Consider the following 21,633-nt stretch of genomic DNA (forward strand, 5'->3'; position numbering starts at 1 on the left):
GAAGAAAGGTCGTCGCCGGGCCTCGTGGCGGCCCCGTCCCTCCATTGCGCTCCCCGACGGCAGGCGGCCGTCGGCCGGGTGCTGAAGGCTCAGGACCAGTTCCATCTCGGTATCGTCGTCGAGGACTTCGAGACGACCCTTGCCGGCCGGGGTTCGTGGAAGGCGCCGTCGCGGAGCGTGGCGCCGCGTGCCCTGCCTCGGATCCGCATCGTGAATCCGGCGTCGAATCGCTCGTTCGCGCGGCGTATCGCGCGGTGAACGGTGTGGCGGCGGGTGCGGAGATCGCGTGGATGTCGCGCAGTGAATGCGCGGCGTACGGAAGTGGATTCATGGACGACGCGTGACGCTCCGGAATCGCCCCCTCGCCCGGCGCCACGCCCCTTGGATGATTCTCCTGGATTGTTTCGACACTGTTTGAGTGACCGATATGCGGGAATTGTCCTAGCAGTGCTTCGGACAGGAGGCACGTCCGTGGGAGCTGGTTCGCCAGATCGCCGGATGTCTCCCGTCCGGTTTTTTGTGCGCGCCCTCCCACGGGGACTGCCCCGTCGGCAACCCCTGAGGGAGTTGTGAGCACTATGCGCATGACGTCCGGCTCCAAGAGACATCCCCATGACGACGCCCCCGACACCGCCGCGGCCTTCGTCCGCCTCGCCGGGCTGCCGGCCGGGCCCGAGCGACAGGCGCTTCGCGAGGAGATCATCCGGTCCTGGCTGCCGATGTCGGAGCGTGTCGCCGGCCGCTACCGGGGCAAGGGCGAGTCGGTCGAGGACCTCAACCAGGTCGCCGCGCTCGGCCTGGTCAAGGCCGTCGACCGCTACGACCCCGAGCTCGGCAACGCCTTCGAGAGCTACGCCGTCCCGACCATCACCGGCGAGATCAAGCGGCACTTCCGCGACCACATGTGGACCCTGCACGTCCCGCGCCGCGTCCAGGACGTGCGCAACAGGGTGCGCGCGGCCCTCAAGGACCTGTCACAGACGATGCAGGGCCAACGGCCCACCGTCGCCGAGATCGCCGCGTACGCACACCTGAGCGAGGACGAGGTACGTACCGGTCTCGAGGCCCTGGACAGCTTCTCCGCCCTCTCCCTGGACGCCGAACTGCCCGGCGGGGACGACGGCTACGCGCTCAACGACGCGCTGGGCGCGCGCGACACCGGATTCGACCTGGTCATCGATCGCGAGTCGGTGAAACCGGCCCTGCACGAACTCCCCGAGCGCGAACGGGCCATCCTCTACCTGCGCTTCTTCCAGGGCATGACGCAGAGCTGCATCGCCGACCAGCTCGGCATCTCACAGATGCATGTCTCGCGCCTCCTCAGCGACTGCTGCGCCACCCTGCGCGAACAGGTGCTCGCCGATGCGGCCTAGGGCCTGCCCGGGCGTACGAGGGGTGGGACGACACCCGGCCGCCCGGGGGGTCACCCCGTCCGGGCGGTCGGAGGCGAGCTCACTGCCGAACCCTCCCGGGAGCGGTTGGCCAGCGGGCCACCTCTCTCTGAACTACCTGGGTGGATCAGATCCAAACAAATTCCGCGCCTACGGGGCGGGGGGACCGTCCGGGATTTGCGTGGGCCCGTACTTGTCGAGCGTCTCCTCCAGAGCCGCGCGAATATCGGGCGGAAGATCTCCCTGCCGCCCCCAGACGAGAATCATTTCCGCGACGGTGCGCAGTTTGATGTTCGTGTGCTGAGAGACTTCCCGGAGTACGGCCCAGCCCTGGTCGGGCGACACCCGGCCGAGGGCGACCACCATGCCGATGGCCTGGTCCACCGTGGCGTGCGAGGTGACGGCCTCCTTCAGCTGGTCGACTTCTTCCCGCAACTCGACCATCCGGTCCGCCGTGTCGGAAGGGGAAGCCGACTCCTGCGGCGCGTCGCACGGTTCGGCGCCTCCCGAACGGGCGTCTGACGTCATCGTCCCCTCCGGGGCCTGGATCCTGGCGGCGGAAACCGTCGTCCTTGGAGTCCATCGTGGCCACTCGGCCGCTCAGGTGCCAGCGCGGACCGCGCCCATATACAGCCCCCAGTCCGCCGCCCGCTCACGCGACCAGGGTCACCGCCGCCACGGCCGGCGTCCGCAGGGTGCGGCGGGCCGTGAACAGGACGGTCCCCAGGGTCACCGCCGTCGCGACCGCGACGACGGCGAGCCAGATACCGGGCCCCTGGCCCGGCCACGGGGAGCCCGTGCGCACGGCGCTGAACGCGACGACCCCGCCGAGCCCGGCAACCGTGCCGAGGAAGACGCCCGTCACCGTCAGGATCAGGCCCTCGGCGCCGACCGCCCCGAGCACCTGCCCCGGCGTCGCACCCACCAGCCGTTGCTGCCCGAACTCCCGGCCGCGGTAAGTCGTCGCCGCGTACAGGGAGTTGATCAGCATGACGCAGCAGAAGACCACGATGACGCCGACGACCGTGAGGTTGAGCGTCTCGAGGTTCTTCGCGTCGACCGACTTCGGAACACCGGAGGCCCTGATCGCGTCGCTCTCGACCGCCTGCATGGTCAGCGTCGCCGACGCCATGCAGGTGAAGAGGATCAGCGGCATCAGGACACCGGACATCTCCGCGGCACGCCGACGCAGGTTCCGTACGGCCAGATAGCCGCTCGGGCCTGCCAGGGGCAGCCGGTCCAGCAGGCCCTCCAGCAGCCGCGGCGCCAGCAGCGCGCACCCCACGGACAGCAGGATCGCCCCGTATGCGGGAGGCGCCATCAGCGCGGCGTCCTCGGCCGAGAACGCGAAGGTGGAACAGACCGCCGCACCACCGGCGAGCAGAGCCGCGTACGCGAGGAACGTCCGTGCCCGACCCCGGGGGCGACGGCGGAGCGTCACCCGCCGCACCGCGAGGAACGCCGCGCCCGCCGCGGCCGACACCGTGATGGCGATGCCCGATGCGAGGGCGACGGGACCGAAGGAGTAGTCGACGGACCGGGCGACCTGGCCGCTGTCCTGGAAGACGCCCAGCAGGGCGCGTCCGCCGAGCATCGCCGGACCGATCGCCACTACCGCGCCCACCAGCGCGATCGCCACCGCCTCACCCACGACCATCCGCCTGATCTGCGCGGGAGTCGCCCCGGAGCACCTGAGCAGCTCCATCTCGGCGCCGCGCTGACGGACGTTCACCGTCAGGGTCGAGGCGATCGCGAAGAACACCAGCAGGGTCCCGTAGCCGCCGACGACGCCCGCCGCGGTGGACAGCGACTCCGCGCTCACGGAGTCCACGCCCGGTCGCGCGGCCGTGTCGTGCAGGGAGTTGAAGGTCATGACGACCGCCGCGCCGAGGAAGGCGGACAGCAGGGTCGCCGTGGCGCGCCCGGGGCGCTGCCGGAGGGAACGCAGGGCCAGAGCGAGCATGGCTCACACCCCCACCCTCGTGTCGTCGCCGAGGTGCGCCAGGCGCTCGGCCACGGCGTCCGCCGTCGGCGCGTGCAGGTGGCCGGCCATCCGCCCGTCCGCGAGGAACACGACCGCGTCGGCGTACGAGGCGGCGAGGGGGTCGTGCGTCACCATGACGACCGTCCTGCCGTGCGCCCGCACCGCCTCCTGAAGCAGCCGCAGCACCTCCCGTGCGCCGCGGCTGTCGAGGGCGCCGGTCGGCTCGTCCGCGAAGATCACCCGAGGCTCGGCGACCAGCGCACGGGCGATCGCCACCCGCTGCTGCTGCCCGCCGGAGAGCTGGTCGGGCAGGCTGCCGAGCCGGTCGCCCAGACCGACCGCCGTTAGGATCTCCCGCGCCCGGGCCCGGTCGACGCGCCGCCCGGCGAGTTTCAGCGGCAGGATCGTGTTCTGGGCGACGGTCAGCGTCGGCATCAGGTTGTACTGCTGGAAGACGAAACCGATCCGGCCGCGCCGGAACCTCGTGAGCTCGGCCTCGCCGCGGCCCGTCATCTCCGTTCCGTCGACCCGCACGATGCCGCTGTCGGGTCGCTCCAGCCCCGCCGCGCACCGCAGCAGCGTGGACTTGCCGGACCCCGAGGGCCCCATGACCGCGGTGAAGCTGCCGCGCGCCAGGCCGAGGCTCACCCCGTCCAGCGCGGTCACGGCGCTCTCCCCGGCGCCGTAGGTCTTGCCGACCTTGACCAGCCGCAGCGCCTCCTGGGCGGGCTCCGATCCGTTCGTACGTCGCGAGGTGCGGCGAAACATCGTCATCACTCTCCGTCCGGCACGCCCTGTGCCTCGCTCACGACGCTACGGAGCGAACGCTCGACCCACATGGGGCGCAGAACCCGTATCGCGGGGTGTACTCAGCGACACCCCGTACGGGCCACCAGAACGCGCCGACTCCCGCCCGCCCCCGATGGAATGGACGCGTGACCGCGCCCCCGGACGACTGTCTCGCCCGCAACGAGTGGATCTGCGGTGAGTATCTGAGCACGCGCCGCCAGATCCTCCTGGACGCGGTCGTCCAGCACCTCCAGCTCACGGCGGTCTCCGTGCTCGTCGGACTCGTCATCGCGGTGCCGCTGGCCGTCCTGGCCCGGCGCTGGGGCTGGGCGGCCGGACCCGTCCTCGCGGTGACCACGATCCTCTACACCATCCCGTCCCTCGCCATGTTCTCGCTCCTCCTGCCCGTGTACGGGCTGTCGGCCACGCTGGTCGTCTCCGGACTCGTCCTCTACTCGCTGACCCTCCTCGTCCGGAACATCCTCGCGGGCCTGCGCGCCGTCCCCGAGGAGACCCGGCAGGCCGCTCGCGGCATGGGATACGGGCCCATCCGCCTCCTGCTCACCGTGGAACTGCCGCTCGCGGTGCCCGCCTCGATGGCCGGACTGCGCATCGCCACCGTCTCGGCGGTCTCACTGGTGACGGTCGGCGCGATCGTCGGCTTCGGGGGACTCGGCAATCTCATCTACGCGGGCATGAACACCTACTTCAAGGCGCAGGTCCTCACCGCGTCCGTACTCTGCGTCGTCATCGCCGTCGCCGCGGACCTCCTCCTGCTCGCGGTGCAGCGGCTCCTCACCCCCTGGACCCGGGCGGCCCGCGGATGAACGCCCTGACCGGGGCCTGGGACTGGCTCAGCGACCCCGCGCACTGGTCCGGGGACGACGGCGTCTGGCACCGCCTCGCCCAGCACCTCGTCCTGACCGTCGTCTGCCTCGTCATCAGCTGCCTCATCGCGCTGCCCGTCGCCCTCGTCCTGGGCCATCTCGGCAGGGGCGGCGCGCTCGCCGTCAACATCTCCAACATCGGCCGCGCCGTCCCCACCTTCGCCGTACTGGTCCTCCTGCTGCTCACCCCGCTCGGCAAGTGGGGCGAGGGTCCGACCGTCGTCGCGCTGGTCCTCTTCGCCGTACCACCGCTGCTCACCAACGCCTACGTAGGGATGCGCGAGGTCGACCGGAGCGTGGTCAGCTCGGCGCGAGGCATGGGGATGACCGGCCGACAGATGCTGTTCCACGTAGAACTGCCCCTTTCGCTCCCGATGGTCATGAACGGCGTACGGATCGCCGCGGTCCAACTCGTCGCGACCGCCACGATCGCCGCGCTCGCGGGCGGCGGCGGACTCGGCCGGATCATCACCGCGGGCTTCAACCTGGCGAGTACCCCGCAGGTCGTCGCCGGCGCGATCCTCGTCGCCGTGTTCGCCCTGATCGTCGAGGGGATCTTCGAGATCGCCGAACGGCTGGCACCGCGCTGGGCGAGGGGCATCCGATGAGGCGAGGTGGCACCCTGCTGAGCCTGGCCCTGCTGAGCCTGGCCCTGCTGACCGGCTGCGCCACCGGCCCGTCCCTGGAGAACCGCGGAGCGGTCACCGCGCCGCCCGGCGACAGCAAGCACCTGACCATCGGCTCGGCCGGGTTCACCGAGAGCGACCTGCTGGCCCAGATGTACGCGCTGCTGCTCGACCAGGCCGGATACAAGACCTCCATGCTGACGGTCGCCAACCGCGAACTCTACGAACCCGCCCTGGAATCCGGCCAGATCGACGTCGTACCGGAGTACGCGGCCACCTTCGCGGACTGGCTGAACGCCAAGACCCACGGAGCGGACGCGCCGCCCGTCGGCTCACCCGATCTCGCCACCACGATGAAGGCGCTCCGAGCGCTCGCCACACCGCGCGGCCTCACCGTCCTCGACCCCAGCAGGGCCGTCGACCAGAACGCCTTCGCGGTGACGGCGGCGTATGCCGGGCAGCATCACCTGAAGACGCTCAGCGACCTCGGCGCGTCCCGTCTTCCGGTACGGCTCGCGGCGGGCGACGAGTGCGTCCAACGGCCCTACTGCGAACCCGGGTTGAAGAAGACGTACGGCATCGACATCACCGGCGTCGACCCGAAGGGTGTGGGCACCACCCAGGCGAAGCGGGCCGTGCAGAGTGGTCAGGACCAGATGGTCCTGACCACGACGACGGACGCGACGCTCGACGAGTTCGGCCTCGTCCTCCTCGCCGACGACAAACATCTGCAGAACGCCGACTACATCGTGCCCGTCGTCAACCGCTCGCGCGCCGGCAGCGAGGGCGTCATCAAGGCACTCGGCAAGGTCAACGACGTACTCACCACCGCGGACCTGGCATCGATGAACCAGCAGGTGGACAGCTGGCGACGGCTGCCCGAGGACGTGGCGCGGACCTATCTGAAGGACAAGGGCCTGCTGAAGTGATGCCCTCGGTTCCCTCAGTGCCCTCAGATGCCCTCAGACCCGGCGCCAGCGCGCCATCGCGAAGGAGAACAGGCCGAACAGCACGAGTCCGGCGGCGACGCACACCAGCAGCCACGGCCCCGCAGGGGTGTGGGCGAACGAGCGGATCGTGTCGTCCAGCCCCTTCGCCCGGTCGGGTTCGTAGTCGATCGCCGCGCGCACGGCGAAGCACCCCGCCGCGGCGAACACCAGCCCGCGCGCCGCGCCACCGCCCACGCCGGTCACATCCACCAGCCGCCGCGTGCGCGCCGACATCTGACCGAGCTTCAGCTTCTTGTGGTACTTGCGCAACACGGCCCGCCCGCCGATCAGCAGACCCGCCACGACGATGCCGACTCCGGCGACTCCGACGATCCACTGCCCCGCAGGCAGATTCAGCACCTTGGCCGTCACGTCCCGCGACCGTTGGTCGCTCGAACCCTTCCCGCCACTGCCCGAGCCCGCCGCGAACGAGAGCACCGAGTAGGCGACGAACGCGTAGAACACGAAGCGCCCGGCCGACAGGAGTCGCTTCTTCGCCGCCCGGCCGTCCGGCCCGGCGGAACCGAAGCACGCCTCGGACAGCCGCCACAACGCCATGCCGACGAGGCCGACGGCCAGCGCCCACAGCAGCACCGCGCCGAAGGGCTGTTGCGCGATCTCCGCGACGGCACCATTGCGGTCCGCCTGCTTCTTCCCGTCCCCGAAGGCGATCCGCAGCGCCAGCACACCGACCAGCAGGTAGATCACGCCCCGCGCGGTCAGACCCGCCCGGGCGGCGTACTCCACCCCCGAGCCCCTCGCCGCGCGCCGAGCCTTGATGCGTCCGGTTCGTGCTGTCGCACTTGCGTTCATGTGGACCTCCCGCGGAACGGGTGCCCTCGCATCGGAGAGACACACGTGCGCGGAAGTGGCCAGAATGCGGTGTTCCGATGCCGGATGAGGCCTTCCTCCCGGGGTTTGTCTCGCTACGCTTCAAGGAGGTGCTCTGCCACGGGGGGTTCACATGGCCAGTGCGGGATTCCGGTACGAGAACGAGCGCCCGCACCCCAGCGTGTCGTCCCAGCCCGCGAGGGAGACCGCGCATGAGGCGGGGGGATCGATCCACCGGCGGGGGATGGCCGGGGTACCGGCATGGACGCCGCATGGTGCACCGCCGACGGCTGGGCCGGCACAGGCACCGCGCACCGCCGGGCCGCCGCTCATCGACTACCGCGACTACGACTCCTTACTGCGCCTGGCCCGTGAGCCGAGTCCCGAGCAGATCAGCCCCCTGCGTCCGGACGAGCCGACGACTCCGTTGGTCTATGTCTTCGGCCCGATCACCGACAGCCAGGTGGCGATCAGCTCCCAAGGGAATGTGACTCGAAATCAAACCGACGCACGGCCCGAGCAGTTGTACCGGACGCACTTCCATCCGGCGCGGCGCGCGGACCCCGTACAGGTGGTGGAAACCCTGCGGGGCGAGGTCGATCGGCTGGGGCTCGATCTCTACTCGCAGTACGTCATTCGGCAGGCCGCGGCGGTGATCAAGGTGGAGCTGGCCCGCCCCCCGATCGATGAGGAACGGGTCCGCAGGGCCGTCGAGCAGATCCTCGCCTGCCTGGCTCGGCAGCTCGGCGGCGCCCCACTCACCGCCCGTCTGGCGGCCCTGGCGGCCCGCCTGAAGGCCGTCTTCGGTTAGCGCGCGACGGGAGGGAACTCCGCTTCAGGAGGCGTACGTTGACGTGGGGCGCCCGCGCGGTCTGCTGGGCCCGATCAGGGCCGTACTCCCCTCGGTGGCGGCCGTCGCGGCCACGGGTGCTGCCGCGGGCGCCCCAAAGGGGCGTGGGGAACTGCGCGCCCAGCCACATCGAACCCGCAGCGCCGAACAACCCGCACCCCCTGCCCAACCCGCACCCCCCGGCCAACCCGCACCCCCGCCCAACCCAGGGGAGCGCTCACGCATCGGAGATCGAGTCGATCGACACCTGCCCCCGCCGCACCCCCCGCGCATCCGCGTCCACCGACCTCCGCAGTGCCTCGTGCAGTTTCGCCGGGGTGAGTACGCCGAGGAAGCGGGCCCCGTCCAGTACCGCGACCCAGCCCGCGTCGTGCTGGAGCATCACACCGAAGGCCTGCTTCAGCGGGGCTCCCACCGGGACCCACGAGTTCATCCGGTGGGCGCGGTCTCCGACGGACCCGCCCGCCGCCAACTCGTCGACGCCCACCCACCCGTGCAGGTCGTCCTCCGTGCCCAGGACGACCGCCCATCGCGCGCCCTGCGCGTGCAGGCGGGCGACCGCCGTCTCGGCGGCCTCGTCCAGGCGGGCGACGGGCGGCTGTTCCAGGTCGCCGGGCTCGATGTCGGTGACCGACAGCCGCTTCAGCCCGCGGTCGGCGCCGACGAACTCGGCGACATAGGGGGTGGCCGGGGTGCCGAGCACGGCCCCCGGCGTGTCGAACTGCTCGATGCGGCCCTGCCCGTACACCGCGATGCGGTCGCCGAGCCGTACCGCCTCCTCGATGTCGTGCGTGACCAGCAGCACCGTCTTGCGCACGGCCTCCTGCATGCGCAGGAACTCGTCCTGCAACTGTTCCCGGACGACCGGGTCGACGGCCCCGAAGGGCTCGTCCATCAGCAGTACGGGTGGATCGGCGGCGAGCGCCCGGGCCACCCCGACCCGCTGGCGCTGGCCGCCCGACAGCTGTTCCGGATAGCGCGAGCCGTACGTCTTCGGGTCCAGGCCCACCAGGTCGAGCAGCTCCGCGGCGCGCGTCCGCGCCTTCGCCTTCTTCCAGCCGATGAGCGTCGGCACGGTCGCCGTGTTGTCGAGGATCGTCCGGTGCGGGAACAGGCCCACCTGCTGGATGACGTACCCGATACGCCTCCGCAGCCGCACCGGGTCGACCGTGGCGATGTCCTGGCCGTTCACGAAGATCCGGCCCGAGGTCGGTTCGATCAGCCGGTTCACCATCATCATGGTCGTTGTCTTGCCGCAGCCCGACGGGCCCACGAGCGTGACGAGTTCGCCCTCCGCGACCTCGAACGAGAGGCCGTCCACGGCCGTCGTGCCGTCCGGATAGCGCTTGGTGACCTGTTCGAACCGGATCATCCCCTCACGCTAACCGCGCAGGTCACTCCCCGCTCACCAGCACCACTTCCAGGGTGCGCGGACCGTGCACCCCCTCGACCCGGTCGAGCTCGATGTCGCTGGTCGCCGACGGGCCGGAGATCCAGGTCAGCGGGCGGGTCGGATCCAGGCGCTCCAGGGCCTGGGGCACGGAGGAGACGACCTGGTCGGGAACGCGGACGACACAGATGTGGTGATCGGGGACCAGCGTGATGCGACGGCGTCCCTGGTCGGGACCACCGTCCAGGACGAGGGTGCCGGTCTCGGCGATGGCGAGCGCGCACGCGGTCACGACGCTGTCGACGCGGTCCAGCTCGCCCGAGGTGTCCTCGGCCCGGTCCGGGACGCGCGTCACCTCCGACGCCGCCAGCCACTGAGCGTCCAGTCCCGCCGGTAGGACCACCGACATCGAACCGTGTCCGGCGAGCAGCCCGGCGATGGTGGGGGCCAGCTCGTCGGCCGCGCAGCGGTGCACCAGCGCCCGGTAGTCCGCCAGGTTCTCCGCCAGCAGATCCACCGTCTCCTCGACGCTCCGAGACCCGTGCTCGCGCAGGTACCCCCGCTCAATGGCCTGCTCGTACGGCGTGTCGTCCCGCGGCACATCGGCGAGCGCGCGCCGCACCCGCCCCAGGATCAGATCCCTGCTGCTCACTTGTCGGTGTCCTTTCCGCCGTGCGTGCGCTGCCACCAGTCGCGGAACGGTTCCGCGGGGACCGTCGGGAGATCCCGGGTGTCGCTCCACGCCTTGCCGGGGCCGGGCAGCGTGCGTGGGTGGAAGCGGCGTGTGCGGGAGGCGAACCGCTGGCCGGTGCGCAGGGCGCCGGGGTGGCTGAACGTCCAGCGTGCCGCCCGCATCGCCGCCCGCTCGGCGGCGTGCCCCTTGGCGGGCTTGAGGACGACCTTGTTGCCCTCCCGCGTCACCTGACCGCCCTCGGCGATCCGTTCGCGCAGGTGGACGAGGACCTCCGGGATGTCGATGGCGACCGGGCAGACCTCGTAGCAGGCACCGCAGAGCGAGGAGGCGTACGGGAGCGAGGCGTCGATCTCGCTTGCGGTGCCACGGAGTTGGGGGCTGAGGATCGCGCCGATCGGGCCGGGGTAGACCGAGCCGTAGGCGTGGCCGCCCGCGCGCTCGTACACCGGGCAGACGTTGAGACATGCCGAGCAGCGGATGCAGCGCAGAGCCTGGCGGCCGACCTCGTCGGCGAGGGTGTCGGTGCGGCCGTTGTCGATGAGGACCAGGTGGAAGGTCTGGGGGCCGTCCTCCTCTGTGGTGCCCGTCCACATCGAGGTGTACGGGTTCATGCGCTCGGCGGTCGAGGAGCGGGGAGGGTCTGGAGGAAGACCTCCAGGTCCTGCCAGGTCGGAACGATCTTCTCGATGCCGACGACCGAGATCAGCGTCTCGGGCAGGGTCAGACACATCCGGCCGTTGCCCTCGGACTCCACGACCATCAGGGTGCCGGTCTCGGCGACCATGAAGTTGGCGCCGGAGATGCCGACCTTGGCGCGCAGGAACTTCTCGCGCAGGTGCAGTCGGGCGGCCTCGGCCAGTTCGGCGGGCGTGTCGGTGAGGCCCTCCGGCGCCGGGCGGCCCCACTCGCTCATCTCGCGCGCGAAGATGTCGCGGATCTCGCCGCGGTTGCGGTGGATGGCCGGGACGAGGATGTGGGAAGGACGGTCCTTGCCCAACTGCACGATGAGCTCGGCGAGATCGGTCTCGTAGGCGTGGATGCCCTCGGCCTCCAGGGCCTCGTTGAGGCCGATCTCCTGCGTGGCCATCGACTTGACCTTGACGACCTCGCTCTCCCCGGTCATCTTCACCAGGTCGGCGACGATCCGGTTGGCCTCGTCGGCGTCGGCGGCCCAGTGCACGATGCCCCCGGCCGCGGTGACCGACTCCTCCAACTGCACGAGGTAGCGGTCGAGATGACGGAGCGTGTGATCCTTGATCTGCTTGCCGGCCTCGCGCAGGGCGGCCCAGTCGTCGAGTTCGGCGACGGCGACCGCCCGCTTGGCGCGGATCGTGTGGGTGGCGTGGCGCAGATTGCCGCGCAGCGTCGGGTTGTTGACGGCCTCGTGCGCTGCCTTGGGGAAGGCGGGCATGCCGACGAAGGTGCCACTCATGCGCTCGGCTCCTCTTCCGTACCGGCCAGGATCTCCGCGATGTGCACCGGCCGCATCCGTGTCTCCAGCCGGGCCATCGTGCCGCCGATGTGCATCAGACAGGAGTTGTCGGCGGCGCACAGCACCTCCGCGCCCGTCGACTCGGCGTTGTGCACCTTGTCGGCGCCCATCGCGGCCGAGACGTCGGGGTTCTTGACGGCGAACGTGCCGCCGAAGCCGCAGCATTCGTCCGCCCCCGGCAACTCGCGCAGTTCGAGCCCCTTGACGGCCTGGAGGAGCCGGCGCGGCCGGTCGCCGAGCCCGAGACTGCGCAGCCCGTGACAGGTGGGGTGGTAGGTGACGGTGTGCGGGTAGTAGGCGCCGACGTCCGTCACGCCGAGCACGTCCACCAGGAACTCGGTGAGCTCGTACGTCTTCGGCACGACCGGGGCGAGGGTGGCCGCGAGGGTGTCCCCGCGGCCCTCCGCCCGCGCCCGCTCACCCATCCGCGGATACAGCTCCCGCACCATCGCGCCGCACGACCCGGAGGGCGTCACGATCGCCTCGTACTCACCGAAGACATCGGAGAAATGCCGGGCCAGTGGCTCGGCCTCGTGCCGGTACCCGGTGTTGTAGTGGGCCTGCCCGCAGCAGGTCTGCGCCAGCGGGAAGTCGACCTCGACGCCCAGCCTGGTCAGCAGTTTCACCACGGCGCGGCCGGTGTCCGGATAGAGCGTGTCGTTGACACAGGTCAGGAACAGGGCGACACGCATCGCAGCTCCTTGGGATCGATCATCGGATGAGTGCAGGGTACGCGGAGGGCGAGCGGCAGGGGAGCCCCCGCTCATGGACACGGGCGAGTCCCCTCGCGGACGGGGGAAAGGCGCCGCTCACGGCGGGCGGGATTTCCGGTTCACCCGCCCGCCGTGAGCCGGTCCTGGGCGGCGCGCCAGGCCGCCGGGTCGCCCCGGGGCTCGTACCGCCGCAACGGCTGTGTACGGGCGAGGAGCCGCCGCATCGACGTACGGTCGCCGACCAGACCGTGTGCGCGGGCCTGGACGAGGACGTTGCCGAGCGCGGCGGCCTCCGCCGGGCCGGCCACGACCGGCAGCCCGCTGGCGTCGGCCGTCAGTTGGCACAGGAGCTCGTTGCGGGTACCGCCGCCGACGATGTGGACGACGTCGACCGGGTGGTCGGCGAGGGCCTCCGCCTCGCGGATCGCCCTGCGGTGGGCGAGGGCGAGGGAGTCGAGAATGCAACGGGTGATCTCGGCGCGCGACTCGGGCACGGGCTGTCCCGACTCCCGGCAGGCGTCGGTGATCCGGTCCGGCATCCGGCCAGGGGCCAGGAACGTGGCGTCGCCCGCGTCCACCACCGACCGCAGCGCGGGCACCTCCGCGGCGACCCGCAGCAGCTCACCCAGATCGGGCTGCCCCCATTCCCGTACACACTCCTGGAGCAGCCACAGCCCCATGATGTTCCGCAGATAGCGGACCGTGCCGTCCAGGCCCAGTTCATTGGTGAAGTTGGCCGCCCGGCTCGCCTCGGTGAGGACCGGCCGCTCCAGCTCCAGGCCCGCGAGGGACCAGGTGCCGGTGCAGATGTACGCGAACCGCTCGCCCGTCGCCGGGACGGCGGCGACCGCGGACGCGGTGTCGTGCGAGCCGACGGTCGTCACCGGGACCGGGCCCCTCAGCCCGGTCTCCTCCAGGATCCGCGGGAGCAGCAGACCGGCCGGGTCGCCCGGCTGTCGCAGCGGCGCGAAGAGCGTGAGGTCGATGCCGAGCCGGTCCGCGAGGTCGTGGGACCAGTCACGGGTGCGCGGGTCGATCAGCTGGGTGGTCGAGGCGTTGGTGATCTCCGTGCCCGCCTCGCCCGTGAGCCAGTACGCCAGCAGGTCGGGAACGAGCAACAGGCGCTCGGCGGCGACGAGTTGAGCCGTCGAGCGGGCCGCCGTGAGCTGGTACAGGGTGTTGAAGGGCGCGTACTGGAGCCCGGTCGCCGCGTACAGCTCGGCGGCGGGCACGGTGGCCCACACCTTCTCCGCGACCCCCTCGGTGCGGGCGTCGCGGTAGTGCACCGGGTTGCCGAGCAGCGCGCCGTCGGCGTCCAGCAACCCGTAGTCCACGGCCCAGCTGTCGATGCCGACGGAGTCGACCTGCCCGGCCGCCCGCAGTCCGTCGAGCACCCCCGCGTACAGCGAGAGGATGTCCCACCGCAGCCCCTCGGGGACCCGCACCGGCCGGTTCGGGAAGCGGTGCGCCTCCGTCAGCTCCAGCGACTCGGGGCCGACGCGGCCGACCATGACGCGCCCGCTGGACGCGCCGAGGTCGACCGCGGCGAAGCTCTTCACGTGCTCGCTCATCGCAGGAAGGCCGCCGCGACACCCGCGTCGACCGGGACGTGCAGACCTGTGGTGTGGGTCAGATCCCCACCCGTCAGGGCGAACACGGCGTTCGCCACGTGCTCGGGCAGCACCTCGCGCTTGAGGATGGTCCGCTGGGCGTAGAACTCGCCGAGCTTCTCCTCCTCGATGCCGTACGTCGCCGCGCGCTGCGCGCCCCAGCCGCCCGCGAAGATGCCCGAGCCGCGCACGACCCCGTCGGGGTTGACGCCGTTCACCCGGATGCCGTGCTCGCCCAACTCGGCGGCAAGGAGCCGTACTTGATGCGCCTGGTCGGCCTTGGTGGCGGAGTACGCGATGTTGTTCGGGCCGGCGAAGACCGAGTTCTTGGACGCGATGTAGACGATGTCCCCGCCCAGCCTCTGCTGGATCATCACCCGCGCCGCCTCCCTCGACACGAGGAAGGAGCCCCGGGCCATGATGTCGTGCTGGAGGTCCCAGTCCTTCACGGTGGTCTCGAGCAGCGGCTTGGAGATGGAGATACCGGCGTTGTTCACCACCAGGTCGACGCCGCCGAAGGCGAGCACCGCCGCCCTGAAGGCTTCGGCGATCTGCTCCTCGCAGGTCACGTCGACGGTGACGGCGACGGCCTTGTCGGGCCCGCCCAGCGAGGAGGCGACCTCGGCGGCGTTCTCCCCGTTGAGATCGGCGATCACCACGCACGCGCCCTCGGCGACGAGCCGTTCGGCGATCGCCTTGCCGATCCCGCTGCCCGCCCCCGTCACCAGCGCCACCCGGGTGGCGAGCGGCTTCGGCTGCGGCATCCGCTGGAGCTTGGCCTCCTCCAGCGCCCAGTACTCGATGCGGAACTTCTCCGACTCCTCGATCGGCGCGTACGTCGAGACCGCCTCGGCGCCCCGCATCACGTTGATCGCGTTGACGTAGAACTCGCCGGCCACGCGCGCGGTCTGCTTGTCCTTGCCGAAGGAGAACATGCCGACACCGGGGATCAGCACGATCGCCGGGTCCGCGCCGCGCATCGCGGGGGAGTCGACGTCGGCGTGCCGCTGGTAGTAGGCCGCGTACTCCTCGCGGTACTCGCCGTGCAGCTCCTCCAGCCGCGCGATCGCCGCGTCCAGTTCCACGGTCGGCGGCAGATCGAGGACGAGCGGCCGGACCTTGGTCCGCAGGAAGTGGTCGGGGCAGGAGGTGCCGAGCGCGGCGAGGCGCGGGTGCTCGGCGCTCGCGAGGAAGTCGAGGACGACGTCGGAGTCGGTGAAGTGGCCGACCTGCGGCTTGTCCTGCGAGGCGAGGGCCCGGACGTACGGCGCCAGCGTCGCGGCCCGCTCCCGGCGCCGGGCGGTGTCCAGGGCCGTGTACCCCTCGACGACGGGCCCGAAAGGCTCCGCCTTGCCACGCTCGACGAGGAACGTCTCGGCGGTGCGGATGATGTGCAGCGAGTTCCGCTCGCACTCCTCCGCCGTGTCGCCCCACGCCGTGATGCCGTGCCCGCCCAGGACGCAGCCGATCGCCCGCGGGTTGGCCTCCTTGACCGCCGCGATGTCCAGCCCCAGCTGGAAGCCGGGCCGGCGCCACGGCACCCACACCACACTGTCGCCGAAACACTCGGCGGTCAGCTTCTCGCCGTCCGCCGCGCAGGCCAGCGCGATCCCGGAGTCGGGGTGCAGATGGTCGACGTGGGCCGCGTCCACCAGCCCGTGCATCGCCGTGTCGATGGACGGGGCCGCGCCGCCCTTGCCGTGCAGGCAGTAGTCGAACGCGGCGACCATCTCGTCCTCGCGCTCGACCCCCGGGTAGACCGCCGTCATCGCCCGCAGCCGGTCAAGCCGCAGCACGGCGAGCCCCGACCCGGTCAGGGTGCCGAGATCCCCACCCGACCCCTTCACCCACATCAGCTCGACATCACCGCCGGTCACAGGATCGGTGTCGGTGCCTTTCGCGGAGGCATTGCCGCCCGCGTAGTTGGTGTTACGAGGATCAGCACCGAGCCGGTGCGACCGGGCCAACAGAGCGGCGGCTTCGGGATGGGATGCCATGTTCCTAGTCCTTAGAGAAATGAAAGCAGGGTGAGAGGTGACGTACCTGCGGTGAAGCGCCCCGAAGGGGCGCGGGGAACTGCGCGACCAGCCACATACGGCCCGCAGCCTGCGAAGAGCCGAACCAGGCAGACGAGATTCAGCCGCTCAGGCCCCCCATCCGGCCTGCTGTCCACCCACACGGTCCGCCGCGATCTTCTCCCCCACCCGGATCGGCGGTACGCCGAGACGGGATCCGCGTCCAGCCCCAGCTCCTCGCGCACCTCACTCAGCAACGGCCGCACATCGGTGTTGTACGCGTCCATGATCACCGCGTTGGCCGCGAGCACATCCCCGGTACGCTGCGCGTCGGCCAGCGCCGCACCGTCCACGAGCAGCGCCTTCGCCGTCGCCTCCTGCACGTTCATCACGGAACGGATGATCGCCGGGATCTTCGCCTCGATGTTGTGGCACTGGTCGAGCATGAAGGCGACGTCCGGCGTGAAGCCGCCGCCGCGGATCACCTCGTACATGATCCGGAACAGCTGGAAGGGATCGGCCGCGCCGACCATCAGGTCGTCGTCGGCGTAGAACCGCGAGTTGAAGTCGAACGCGCCGAGCTTGCCCTCGCGCAGCAGCGTCGCGACGATGAACTCGATGTTGGTGCCGGGCGCGTGGTGCCCGGTGTCGACGACGACCTGCGCCTTCGGGCCGAGCTTGAGGCAGTGCGCGTACGCCGTGCCCCAGTCCGGGACGTCCGTCATGTAGAAGGCGGGCTCGAAGAACTTGTACTCCAACAGCATCCGCTGGTCGTCCCCGAGTCGCTCGTACACCTGGGCCAGGCCCTCGGTCAGCCGGTCCTGGCGCTCACGGATGTCGTCCTGACCGGGATAGTTCGTACCGTCGGCGAACCAGAGCTTCAGGTCCTTCGAACCCGTCGCGTCCATGATGTCCACGCACTCGAGCAGGTGGTCGACAGCCTTCCGGCGGACGGCGGCGTCCGGGTGACAGATGGAGCCGAGCCTGTAGTCGTCGTCCTGGAAGGTGTTGGAGTTGATCGCGCCCAGCTTCAGGCCGCGCTCCTGCGCGTACTTCGCCAGCGCCCCGTAATCGTCGACCTTGTCCCAGGGGATGTGCAGCGCGACGGTCGGCGCGGCCCCCGTGAAGGCGTGCACCTGGGCGGCGTCGTCCAGTTTCTCGCGCGGATTGCGCGGGACTCCGGGCTGCGCGAACACCTTGAAGCGGGTTCCCGAGTTCCCGTACGCCCATGAGGGCGTCTCTACTGCCTGGGTCTTGAGGGCGGTCTTCACCGCGGCAAGCTCGGTCACTTCGGGGCTCCTGTGACTTCGGGTGTGGCTTCGGTTTCGAACGACTTGTGGAGTCGGGTCCGAACTGCACTTCTGCCTGATCGGAACAGCTCTTCCGTCTGAAACGATCTGAAACGATTCAGAACGCCGAAGCTATGAGCCGCCCGAAGGCGTGTCAAGCCCCTGGGTGAAGACCGCCATCCGTGACTCGGTTGTGACCATCGGCTATCGAAAATTTCGACCCGAACCCATTGACGTGACCTGGGCTACCTGCCTAACGTCCCGGCAACCTAGTTGAAACCTTTCACGACGTCGTGAGGCCTCGCCGCCCGCGTCGTTGAGGAGCTCACATGACCCACCGGTCCGACGCGGGTCCGGCCCCCGTACTGGCGCTGGAGGACATTTCCAAGTCCTTCGGCGCGGTACGCGCCCTGCGGGACGTGTCCCTGGAACTGTTCCCCGGCGAGGTGCACGCTCTCGCCGGTGAGAACGGCGCGGGCAAGTCGACCCTCATCAAGACGCTCGCCGGCGTGCACCGACCGGACGCCGGTCGGGTGCTGCTGGACGGTGAGCCCACCGTCTTCCACGGTCCCGCCGACGCCCGCGACGCGGGCATCGCGGTGATCTATCAGGAGCCCACCCTCTTCCCCGACCTGTCGATCGCGGAGAACATCTTCATGGGCCGCCAGCCCCGGCGCGCCCTCGGCCGTATCGACCACAAGGCCACCCACGAGGCGAGCGCCGCCCTGATGAAGCGACTCGGTGTCGAACTCGACCCCGAACGCCCGGCGCGCGGACTGTCCATCGCCGACCAGCAGATCGTCGAGATCGCCAAGGCGCTCTCCTTCGACGCCCGCGTCCTGATCATGGACGAGCCGACCGCCGCCCTGACCGGCAGCGAGGTGGCCCGCCTCTTCGGTGTCGTGCGCACCCTGCGCGAGCAGGGTTCGGCGGTGCTGTTCATCTCGCACCGTCTGGAGGAGATCTTCCAGATCTGCCAACGGGTCACGACCCTGCGCGACGGCGCCCGGATCTCCAGCGAGCTCCTCGACGGCATGACCGAGGACGACCTCGTACGCCGGATGGTCGGCCGCGACCTCGACGAGCTCTACCCCAAGCAGGACGTCGAGGCGGGCGACGTCGCCCTGAGCGTGCGCCGGCTGACCCGTGAGGGTGTCTTCACCGACGTCTCCTTCGACGTGCGGCGCGGCGAGATCGTCGGTCTCGCCGGACTCGTCGGCGCCGGGCGTACGGAGGTCGCCCGGGCCGTCTTCGGCGTCGACCGCTGGGACGCCGGAGAGGTCGAGGTCGACGGGAAGTCGCTGACGAACGGGGCGCCCTCCACGGCCATGGCCGCGGGGCTCGCCCTCGTCCCCGAGGACCGGCGCGCCCAGGGACTGGTGATGGACATGTCCATCGAGCGCAACATCGGGCTCACCGGGCTGCGTACGACCGTGAAGGCGGGGCTGGTGGACCGCGGCGCCGAGCGCAGCCGTTCCCTCGACTGGGCGGTCAAGCTCCAGGTGAAGTACGCCCGGATCGCCGACACGGTCAACACGCTCTCGGGCGGCAACCAGCAGAAGGTCGTCCTCGCCAAGTGGCTCGCCACCGGCCCCAAGGTGCTGATCGTCGATGAGCCCACCCGGGGCATCGACGTGGGCACGAAGGCCGAAGTGCACCGGCTGCTCTCCGAGTTGGCCGCCGACGGGGTGGCCGTCCTGATGATCTCCTCCGACCTGCCCGAGATCCTCGGCATGGCCGACCGGGTGCTGGTGATGCACGAGGGTCGGCTCACCGCCGAGATACCCCGCTCCGAAGCCACCGAGGAGACCGTGATGGCCGCAGCGACGGGGAGGGTTGCCGCGTGACAGCCACCAGGCGCGCCACCCTCGACGCAGCACCGGCAGCACCGGCAGCGGCCGGGGCGGGCTGTCGGTTCGCCTCCGTGAACGTGGGGCGTGCCGCCGGTGGGGAGTTCGGAGCCGCCGGTTCGGCCGCCCGCGCCACACCCGCCTCTTCCCAGGGGGCCGTTCCCCTCACTTCGACGGTCGTCCGTCAGTCCCCTCACATCCCCCGGAGGGCCGCCGTATGACGGTGACCGCACCCAATCCCGCGCCCGCCGCCGAGGTGCCCAAGTCGAGTGGTACCCGGCTGGTGGACCGTGTCTTCAAGATGCGTGAACTCGCCATCCTGGTCGTCTTCCTGGTGATGATCGCCATCACCCAGATGGGCAACAGCGAGTTCCTGTCCGAACAGGGCATCAAGGACCTGCTGTTGAACGCGACGATCCTGGTGCTGGTCGCCACCGGTCAGTCGCTGGTTGTCATCACCCGGAACGTCGACCTGTCGGTCGGCTCCACCCTCGGCATCAGCGCCTTCGCCGCCGGCACCTATCTGCACGGCGGCGGAAACCCCGTCGTCGCGGTCTTCCTGGCCGTCCTGCTCGGCATCGGCTGTGGACTGGTCAACGGGTTGCTGGTCAGCCTCGGCCAGGTGCCCGCGCTGGTCGTCACCCTCGGCACGCTCTACATCATCCGCGGCGTCGACTCCATCTGGGTCGGCTCCCGCCAGATCACCGCGGCCGACCTCCCCGGCGGCTTCGTCGACTTCGGCTCCGGCGGCATCTCCGCGGTCCCCTACCTCGCCCTGATCGCCCTGGCGGTCCTGCTGGTCACCGCGTACTACCTCAAGCACTTCGGCAGCGGCCGCGAGTTGTACGCGCTGGGCTCCAACCCGGAGGCCGCCCGGCTCGCCGGCATCCCCGTCCGCAAGCGGATCCTCACCGCGTACGTCGTGTGCGGCGGCCTCGCCGGACTCGCGGGTGCCCTCTACCTCGCCCGGTTCGGCAACGTCGACTCGGGTACCAGCACCGGCTACGAACTCACCGTCGTCAGCGCGGTCGTGGTCGGCGGTGTCGTCTTCACCGGCGGCTCCGGCAGCGTGTACGGCGCCGCGCTCGGCGCGCTGCTGCTGACCTCCATCAACAGTGTGCTGCCCGCCCTCGGCGTCAGCTCCGTCTGGGTGCTCGCCATCAACGGCATCCTGCTCATCCTCGCCATCGCGGTCGACCGGATCGTCGCGCTGCGCGTGGCCTCCGCACTGAAGAAGAGGAACGCCCGCCATGGCTGACTCGTCCCTCGCGCGCGCCGTCCGCTGGGACACCGTCGTCGGCGCCCTCCTCATCGTCCTGCTGCTGTTCTCCTTCGGCTTCGTCGACGGGTTCGGCAACTCGCTCAACCTGTCGTTCCTGATCGGCAACACCCTGCCCATCGCGCTGATCGCGCTGCCGATGACCCTGCTCGTGGTGGCCGGGGAGATCGACCTCTCGGTGGCCTCCACGGCCGGTCTGTCCGGCTCGGTGATGGGCGCCCTGTGGAACCAGGGCATGGCGATCGAGACGATCATCCCGATCTGCCTGCTCCTCGGAGTGGTCTGCGGACTGGTCAACGGTCTGCTGGTGACCCGGCTCGGGCTGCCGTCCCTCGCCGTCACCATCGGTACCCTCGCCGCCTACCGGGGCATCGCACAGATCGTGCTCGGCTCGGACGCGGTCACCGACTTCCCCACCCAGTACCAGGACTTCGCGGCCGGACGCATCGGGAACACCTTCATCCCGCAGGCCTTCCTGCCCTTCCTCGTACTTCTGGCGATCGCGGTGGTGGTACTGCACGCCACCCCGTTCGGGCGCTCGGCCTTCGCGGTCGGCGCCAACGAGGAGGCCGCCCGGTTCGCCGGCATCCGCGTCAAGCGGCAGAAACTGATCCTCTTCGTCGCCACCGGCTTCATGGCCTCGCTCACCGGCGTCTTCTGGGCCCTGCACTACGCCAGCGCCCGTTACGACAACGCCAACGGCCTCGAACTCTCCGTCGTCGCCGCCGTCCTGCTCGGCGGCATCGACTTCGACGGCGGCAAGGGCACGCTCGGCGGCGCGATCGCGGGAGTCTTCCTGCTCGGCGCGCTGCAGAACGTGATGAGTCTCCTGAATGTTTCCGCGCAGTCGCAGATCGTCGTCACCGGTGTTCTGCTCGTTGTCTCTGTGCTTGGCCCTCGGGTCGCTCAGCAAGTCGCTGTGGCAAGGGCCGCGGCTCGCTCCACTGGATAGGT

18 protein-coding genes and 2 pseudogenes are annotated in these 21,633 nt (G+C 70.5%); 9 read left to right on the forward strand and 11 right to left on the reverse strand.

Features of this window, described 5'->3' with window-relative positions; translation table 11 throughout:
• The first annotated feature begins 78 nt into the window (after window positions 1-78).
• On the forward strand, window positions 79-258 hold the full coding sequence (locus AAFF41_RS43570) for a hypothetical protein (protein WP_343325807.1): 180 nt from the start codon (window positions 79-81) through the stop codon (window positions 256-258).
• Between the two features lie 320 nt (window positions 259-578).
• A complete protein-coding gene (locus AAFF41_RS43575; RefSeq protein WP_319751097.1) occupies window positions 579-1,373 on the forward strand; it encodes a SigB/SigF/SigG family RNA polymerase sigma factor in 795 nt (264 codons plus the stop codon).
• A gap of 168 nt (window positions 1,374-1,541) precedes the next feature.
• Here the strand turns inward: AAFF41_RS43575 and AAFF41_RS43580 are convergent, their stop codons facing one another.
• From AAFF41_RS43580 to AAFF41_RS43590, 3 genes are all read right to left on the reverse strand, one after another.
• Entirely contained in the window at window positions 1,542-1,835 is a 294-nt protein-coding gene (locus AAFF41_RS43580) for an ANTAR domain-containing protein (RefSeq protein ID WP_319751192.1), read from the reverse strand.
• Between the two features lie 208 nt (window positions 1,836-2,043).
• Window positions 2,044-3,354, reverse strand: coding sequence for an FtsX-like permease family protein (locus AAFF41_RS43585; RefSeq protein ID WP_319751096.1), 1,311 nt, complete (start codon window positions 3,352-3,354; stop codon window positions 2,044-2,046).
• 3 nt (window positions 3,355-3,357) lie between these two features.
• A complete protein-coding gene (locus AAFF41_RS43590) occupies window positions 3,358-4,149 on the reverse strand; it encodes an ABC transporter ATP-binding protein (RefSeq protein WP_343325808.1) in 792 nt (263 codons plus the stop codon).
• Between the two features lie 161 nt (window positions 4,150-4,310).
• Between AAFF41_RS43590 and AAFF41_RS43595 the strand changes: the two genes are divergently transcribed.
• Genes AAFF41_RS43595 through AAFF41_RS43605 form a run of 3 tightly spaced genes read left to right on the forward strand, consistent with a single transcriptional unit; the run spans window position 4,311 to window position 6,606 of the window.
• Window positions 4,311-4,991, forward strand: a complete 681-nt coding sequence (locus AAFF41_RS43595; protein ID WP_097287748.1) for an ABC transporter permease — start codon at window positions 4,311-4,313, stop codon at window positions 4,989-4,991.
• Window positions 4,988-5,659: an ABC transporter permease gene (locus AAFF41_RS43600; protein ID WP_343325809.1), complete on the forward strand. Its 672-nt coding sequence runs from the start codon at window positions 4,988-4,990 to the stop codon at window positions 5,657-5,659. Before AAFF41_RS43595 ends, AAFF41_RS43600 begins: the two co-directional genes overlap by 4 nt.
• Window positions 5,656-6,606 (forward strand): ABC transporter substrate-binding protein, encoded by a 951-nt coding sequence (locus tag AAFF41_RS43605; protein ID WP_343325810.1) that lies wholly within the window; start codon window positions 5,656-5,658, stop codon window positions 6,604-6,606. Before AAFF41_RS43600 ends, AAFF41_RS43605 begins: the two co-directional genes overlap by 4 nt.
• 33 nt (window positions 6,607-6,639) lie before the next feature.
• Here AAFF41_RS43605 and AAFF41_RS43610 read toward each other — a convergent pair whose 3' ends face one another.
• Complete coding sequence (locus AAFF41_RS43610) at window positions 6,640-7,479, reverse strand: DUF1206 domain-containing protein (protein WP_343325811.1); 840 nt, start codon at window positions 7,477-7,479, stop codon at window positions 6,640-6,642.
• A 151-nt stretch (window positions 7,480-7,630) separates the two neighbouring features.
• On the opposite strand from AAFF41_RS43610, the gene AAFF41_RS43615 reads away from it, so the two are divergent.
• Window positions 7,631-8,308, forward strand: a complete 678-nt coding sequence (locus AAFF41_RS43615; RefSeq protein WP_343325812.1) for a hypothetical protein — start codon at window positions 7,631-7,633, stop codon at window positions 8,306-8,308.
• 256 nt (window positions 8,309-8,564) lie between these two features.
• Here the strand turns inward: AAFF41_RS43615 and AAFF41_RS43620 are convergent, their stop codons facing one another.
• The 7 genes and pseudogenes from AAFF41_RS43620 to rhaI all read right to left on the reverse strand — a co-directional run bounded on the left by AAFF41_RS43620 (window position 8,565) and on the right by rhaI (window position 17,550).
• On the reverse strand, window positions 8,565-9,719 hold the full coding sequence (locus tag AAFF41_RS43620; RefSeq protein ID WP_319751089.1) for an ABC transporter ATP-binding protein: 1,155 nt from the start codon (window positions 9,717-9,719) through the stop codon (window positions 8,565-8,567).
• Between the two features lie 22 nt (window positions 9,720-9,741).
• Window positions 9,742-10,389, reverse strand: a complete 648-nt coding sequence (locus tag AAFF41_RS43625) for a LutC/YkgG family protein (protein WP_343325813.1) — start codon at window positions 10,387-10,389, stop codon at window positions 9,742-9,744.
• Window positions 10,386-11,863: pseudogene (locus tag AAFF41_RS43630) on the reverse strand (LutB/LldF family L-lactate oxidation iron-sulfur protein). The gene AAFF41_RS43625 and the pseudogene AAFF41_RS43630 overlap by 4 nt, the downstream one beginning before the upstream one ends.
• Entirely contained in the window at window positions 11,860-12,615 is a 756-nt protein-coding gene (locus tag AAFF41_RS43635) for a (Fe-S)-binding protein (protein WP_319751086.1), read from the reverse strand. The pseudogene AAFF41_RS43630 and the gene AAFF41_RS43635 overlap by 4 nt, the downstream one beginning before the upstream one ends.
• A gap of 140 nt (window positions 12,616-12,755) precedes the next feature.
• Window positions 12,756-14,207, reverse strand: a complete 1,452-nt coding sequence (locus AAFF41_RS43640; protein WP_343325814.1) for a rhamnulokinase — start codon at window positions 14,205-14,207, stop codon at window positions 12,756-12,758.
• Window positions 14,204-16,243, reverse strand: coding sequence for a bifunctional aldolase/short-chain dehydrogenase (locus AAFF41_RS43645; protein ID WP_343325815.1), 2,040 nt, complete (start codon window positions 16,241-16,243; stop codon window positions 14,204-14,206). Before AAFF41_RS43645 ends, AAFF41_RS43640 begins: the two co-directional genes overlap by 4 nt.
• A 147-nt stretch (window positions 16,244-16,390) precedes the next feature.
• Window positions 16,391-17,550: pseudogene (gene rhaI, locus AAFF41_RS43650) on the reverse strand (L-rhamnose isomerase).
• Between the two features lie 329 nt (window positions 17,551-17,879).
• Here rhaI and AAFF41_RS43655 point away from each other — a divergent pair.
• The 3 genes from AAFF41_RS43655 to AAFF41_RS43665 all read left to right on the forward strand — a co-directional run bounded on the left by AAFF41_RS43655 (window position 17,880) and on the right by AAFF41_RS43665 (window position 21,631).
• Complete coding sequence (locus tag AAFF41_RS43655; protein ID WP_343325816.1) at window positions 17,880-19,397, forward strand: sugar ABC transporter ATP-binding protein; 1,518 nt, start codon at window positions 17,880-17,882, stop codon at window positions 19,395-19,397.
• 220 nt (window positions 19,398-19,617) lie between these two features.
• The gene (locus tag AAFF41_RS43660) at window positions 19,618-20,658 is read left to right on the forward strand and encodes an ABC transporter permease (protein WP_054233461.1); all 1,041 of its coding nucleotides are present in this window, start codon (window positions 19,618-19,620) and stop codon (window positions 20,656-20,658) included.
• Window positions 20,651-21,631: an ABC transporter permease gene (locus AAFF41_RS43665; protein WP_054233462.1), complete on the forward strand. Its 981-nt coding sequence runs from the start codon at window positions 20,651-20,653 to the stop codon at window positions 21,629-21,631. The genes AAFF41_RS43660 and AAFF41_RS43665 overlap by 8 nt, the downstream gene beginning before the upstream one ends.
• Window positions 21,632-21,633 lie beyond the last annotated feature (2 nt).

It is taken from the genome of Streptomyces mirabilis (assembly GCF_039503195.1).
Lineage (GTDB): Bacteria > Actinomycetota > Actinomycetes > Streptomycetales > Streptomycetaceae > Streptomyces > Streptomyces mirabilis_D.

Coding starts and splice junctions, on each gene's coding strand:
- AAFF41_RS43575 (WP_319751097.1), top strand. CDS start 579: ATGCGCATGACGTCCGGCTCCAAGAGACATCCCCATGACGACGCCCCC.
- AAFF41_RS43580 (WP_319751192.1), bottom strand. CDS start 1,835: ATGGTCGAGTTGCGGGAAGAAGTCGACCAGCTGAAGGAGGCCGTCACC.
- AAFF41_RS43585 (WP_319751096.1), bottom strand. CDS start 3,354: ATGCTCGCTCTGGCCCTGCGTTCCCTCCGGCAGCGCCCCGGGCGCGCC.
- AAFF41_RS43590 (WP_343325808.1), bottom strand. CDS start 4,149: ATGACGATGTTTCGCCGCACCTCGCGACGTACGAACGGATCGGAGCCC.
- AAFF41_RS43600 (WP_343325809.1), top strand. CDS start 4,988: ATGAACGCCCTGACCGGGGCCTGGGACTGGCTCAGCGACCCCGCGCAC.
- AAFF41_RS43605 (WP_343325810.1), top strand. CDS start 5,656: ATGAGGCGAGGTGGCACCCTGCTGAGCCTGGCCCTGCTGAGCCTGGCC.
- AAFF41_RS43610 (WP_343325811.1), bottom strand. CDS start 7,479: ATGAACGCAAGTGCGACAGCACGAACCGGACGCATCAAGGCTCGGCGC.
- AAFF41_RS43615 (WP_343325812.1), top strand. CDS start 7,631: ATGGCCAGTGCGGGATTCCGGTACGAGAACGAGCGCCCGCACCCCAGC.
- AAFF41_RS43620 (WP_319751089.1), bottom strand. CDS start 9,719: ATGATCCGGTTCGAACAGGTCACCAAGCGCTATCCGGACGGCACGACG.
- AAFF41_RS43635 (WP_319751086.1), bottom strand. CDS start 12,615: ATGCGTGTCGCCCTGTTCCTGACCTGTGTCAACGACACGCTCTATCCG.
- AAFF41_RS43640 (WP_343325814.1), bottom strand. CDS start 14,207: ATGAGCGAGCACGTGAAGAGCTTCGCCGCGGTCGACCTCGGCGCGTCC.
- AAFF41_RS43645 (WP_343325815.1), bottom strand. CDS start 16,243: ATGGCATCCCATCCCGAAGCCGCCGCTCTGTTGGCCCGGTCGCACCGG.
- AAFF41_RS43655 (WP_343325816.1), top strand. CDS start 17,880: ATGACCCACCGGTCCGACGCGGGTCCGGCCCCCGTACTGGCGCTGGAG.
- AAFF41_RS43660 (WP_054233461.1), top strand. CDS start 19,618: ATGACGGTGACCGCACCCAATCCCGCGCCCGCCGCCGAGGTGCCCAAG.
- AAFF41_RS43665 (WP_054233462.1), top strand. CDS start 20,651: ATGGCTGACTCGTCCCTCGCGCGCGCCGTCCGCTGGGACACCGTCGTC.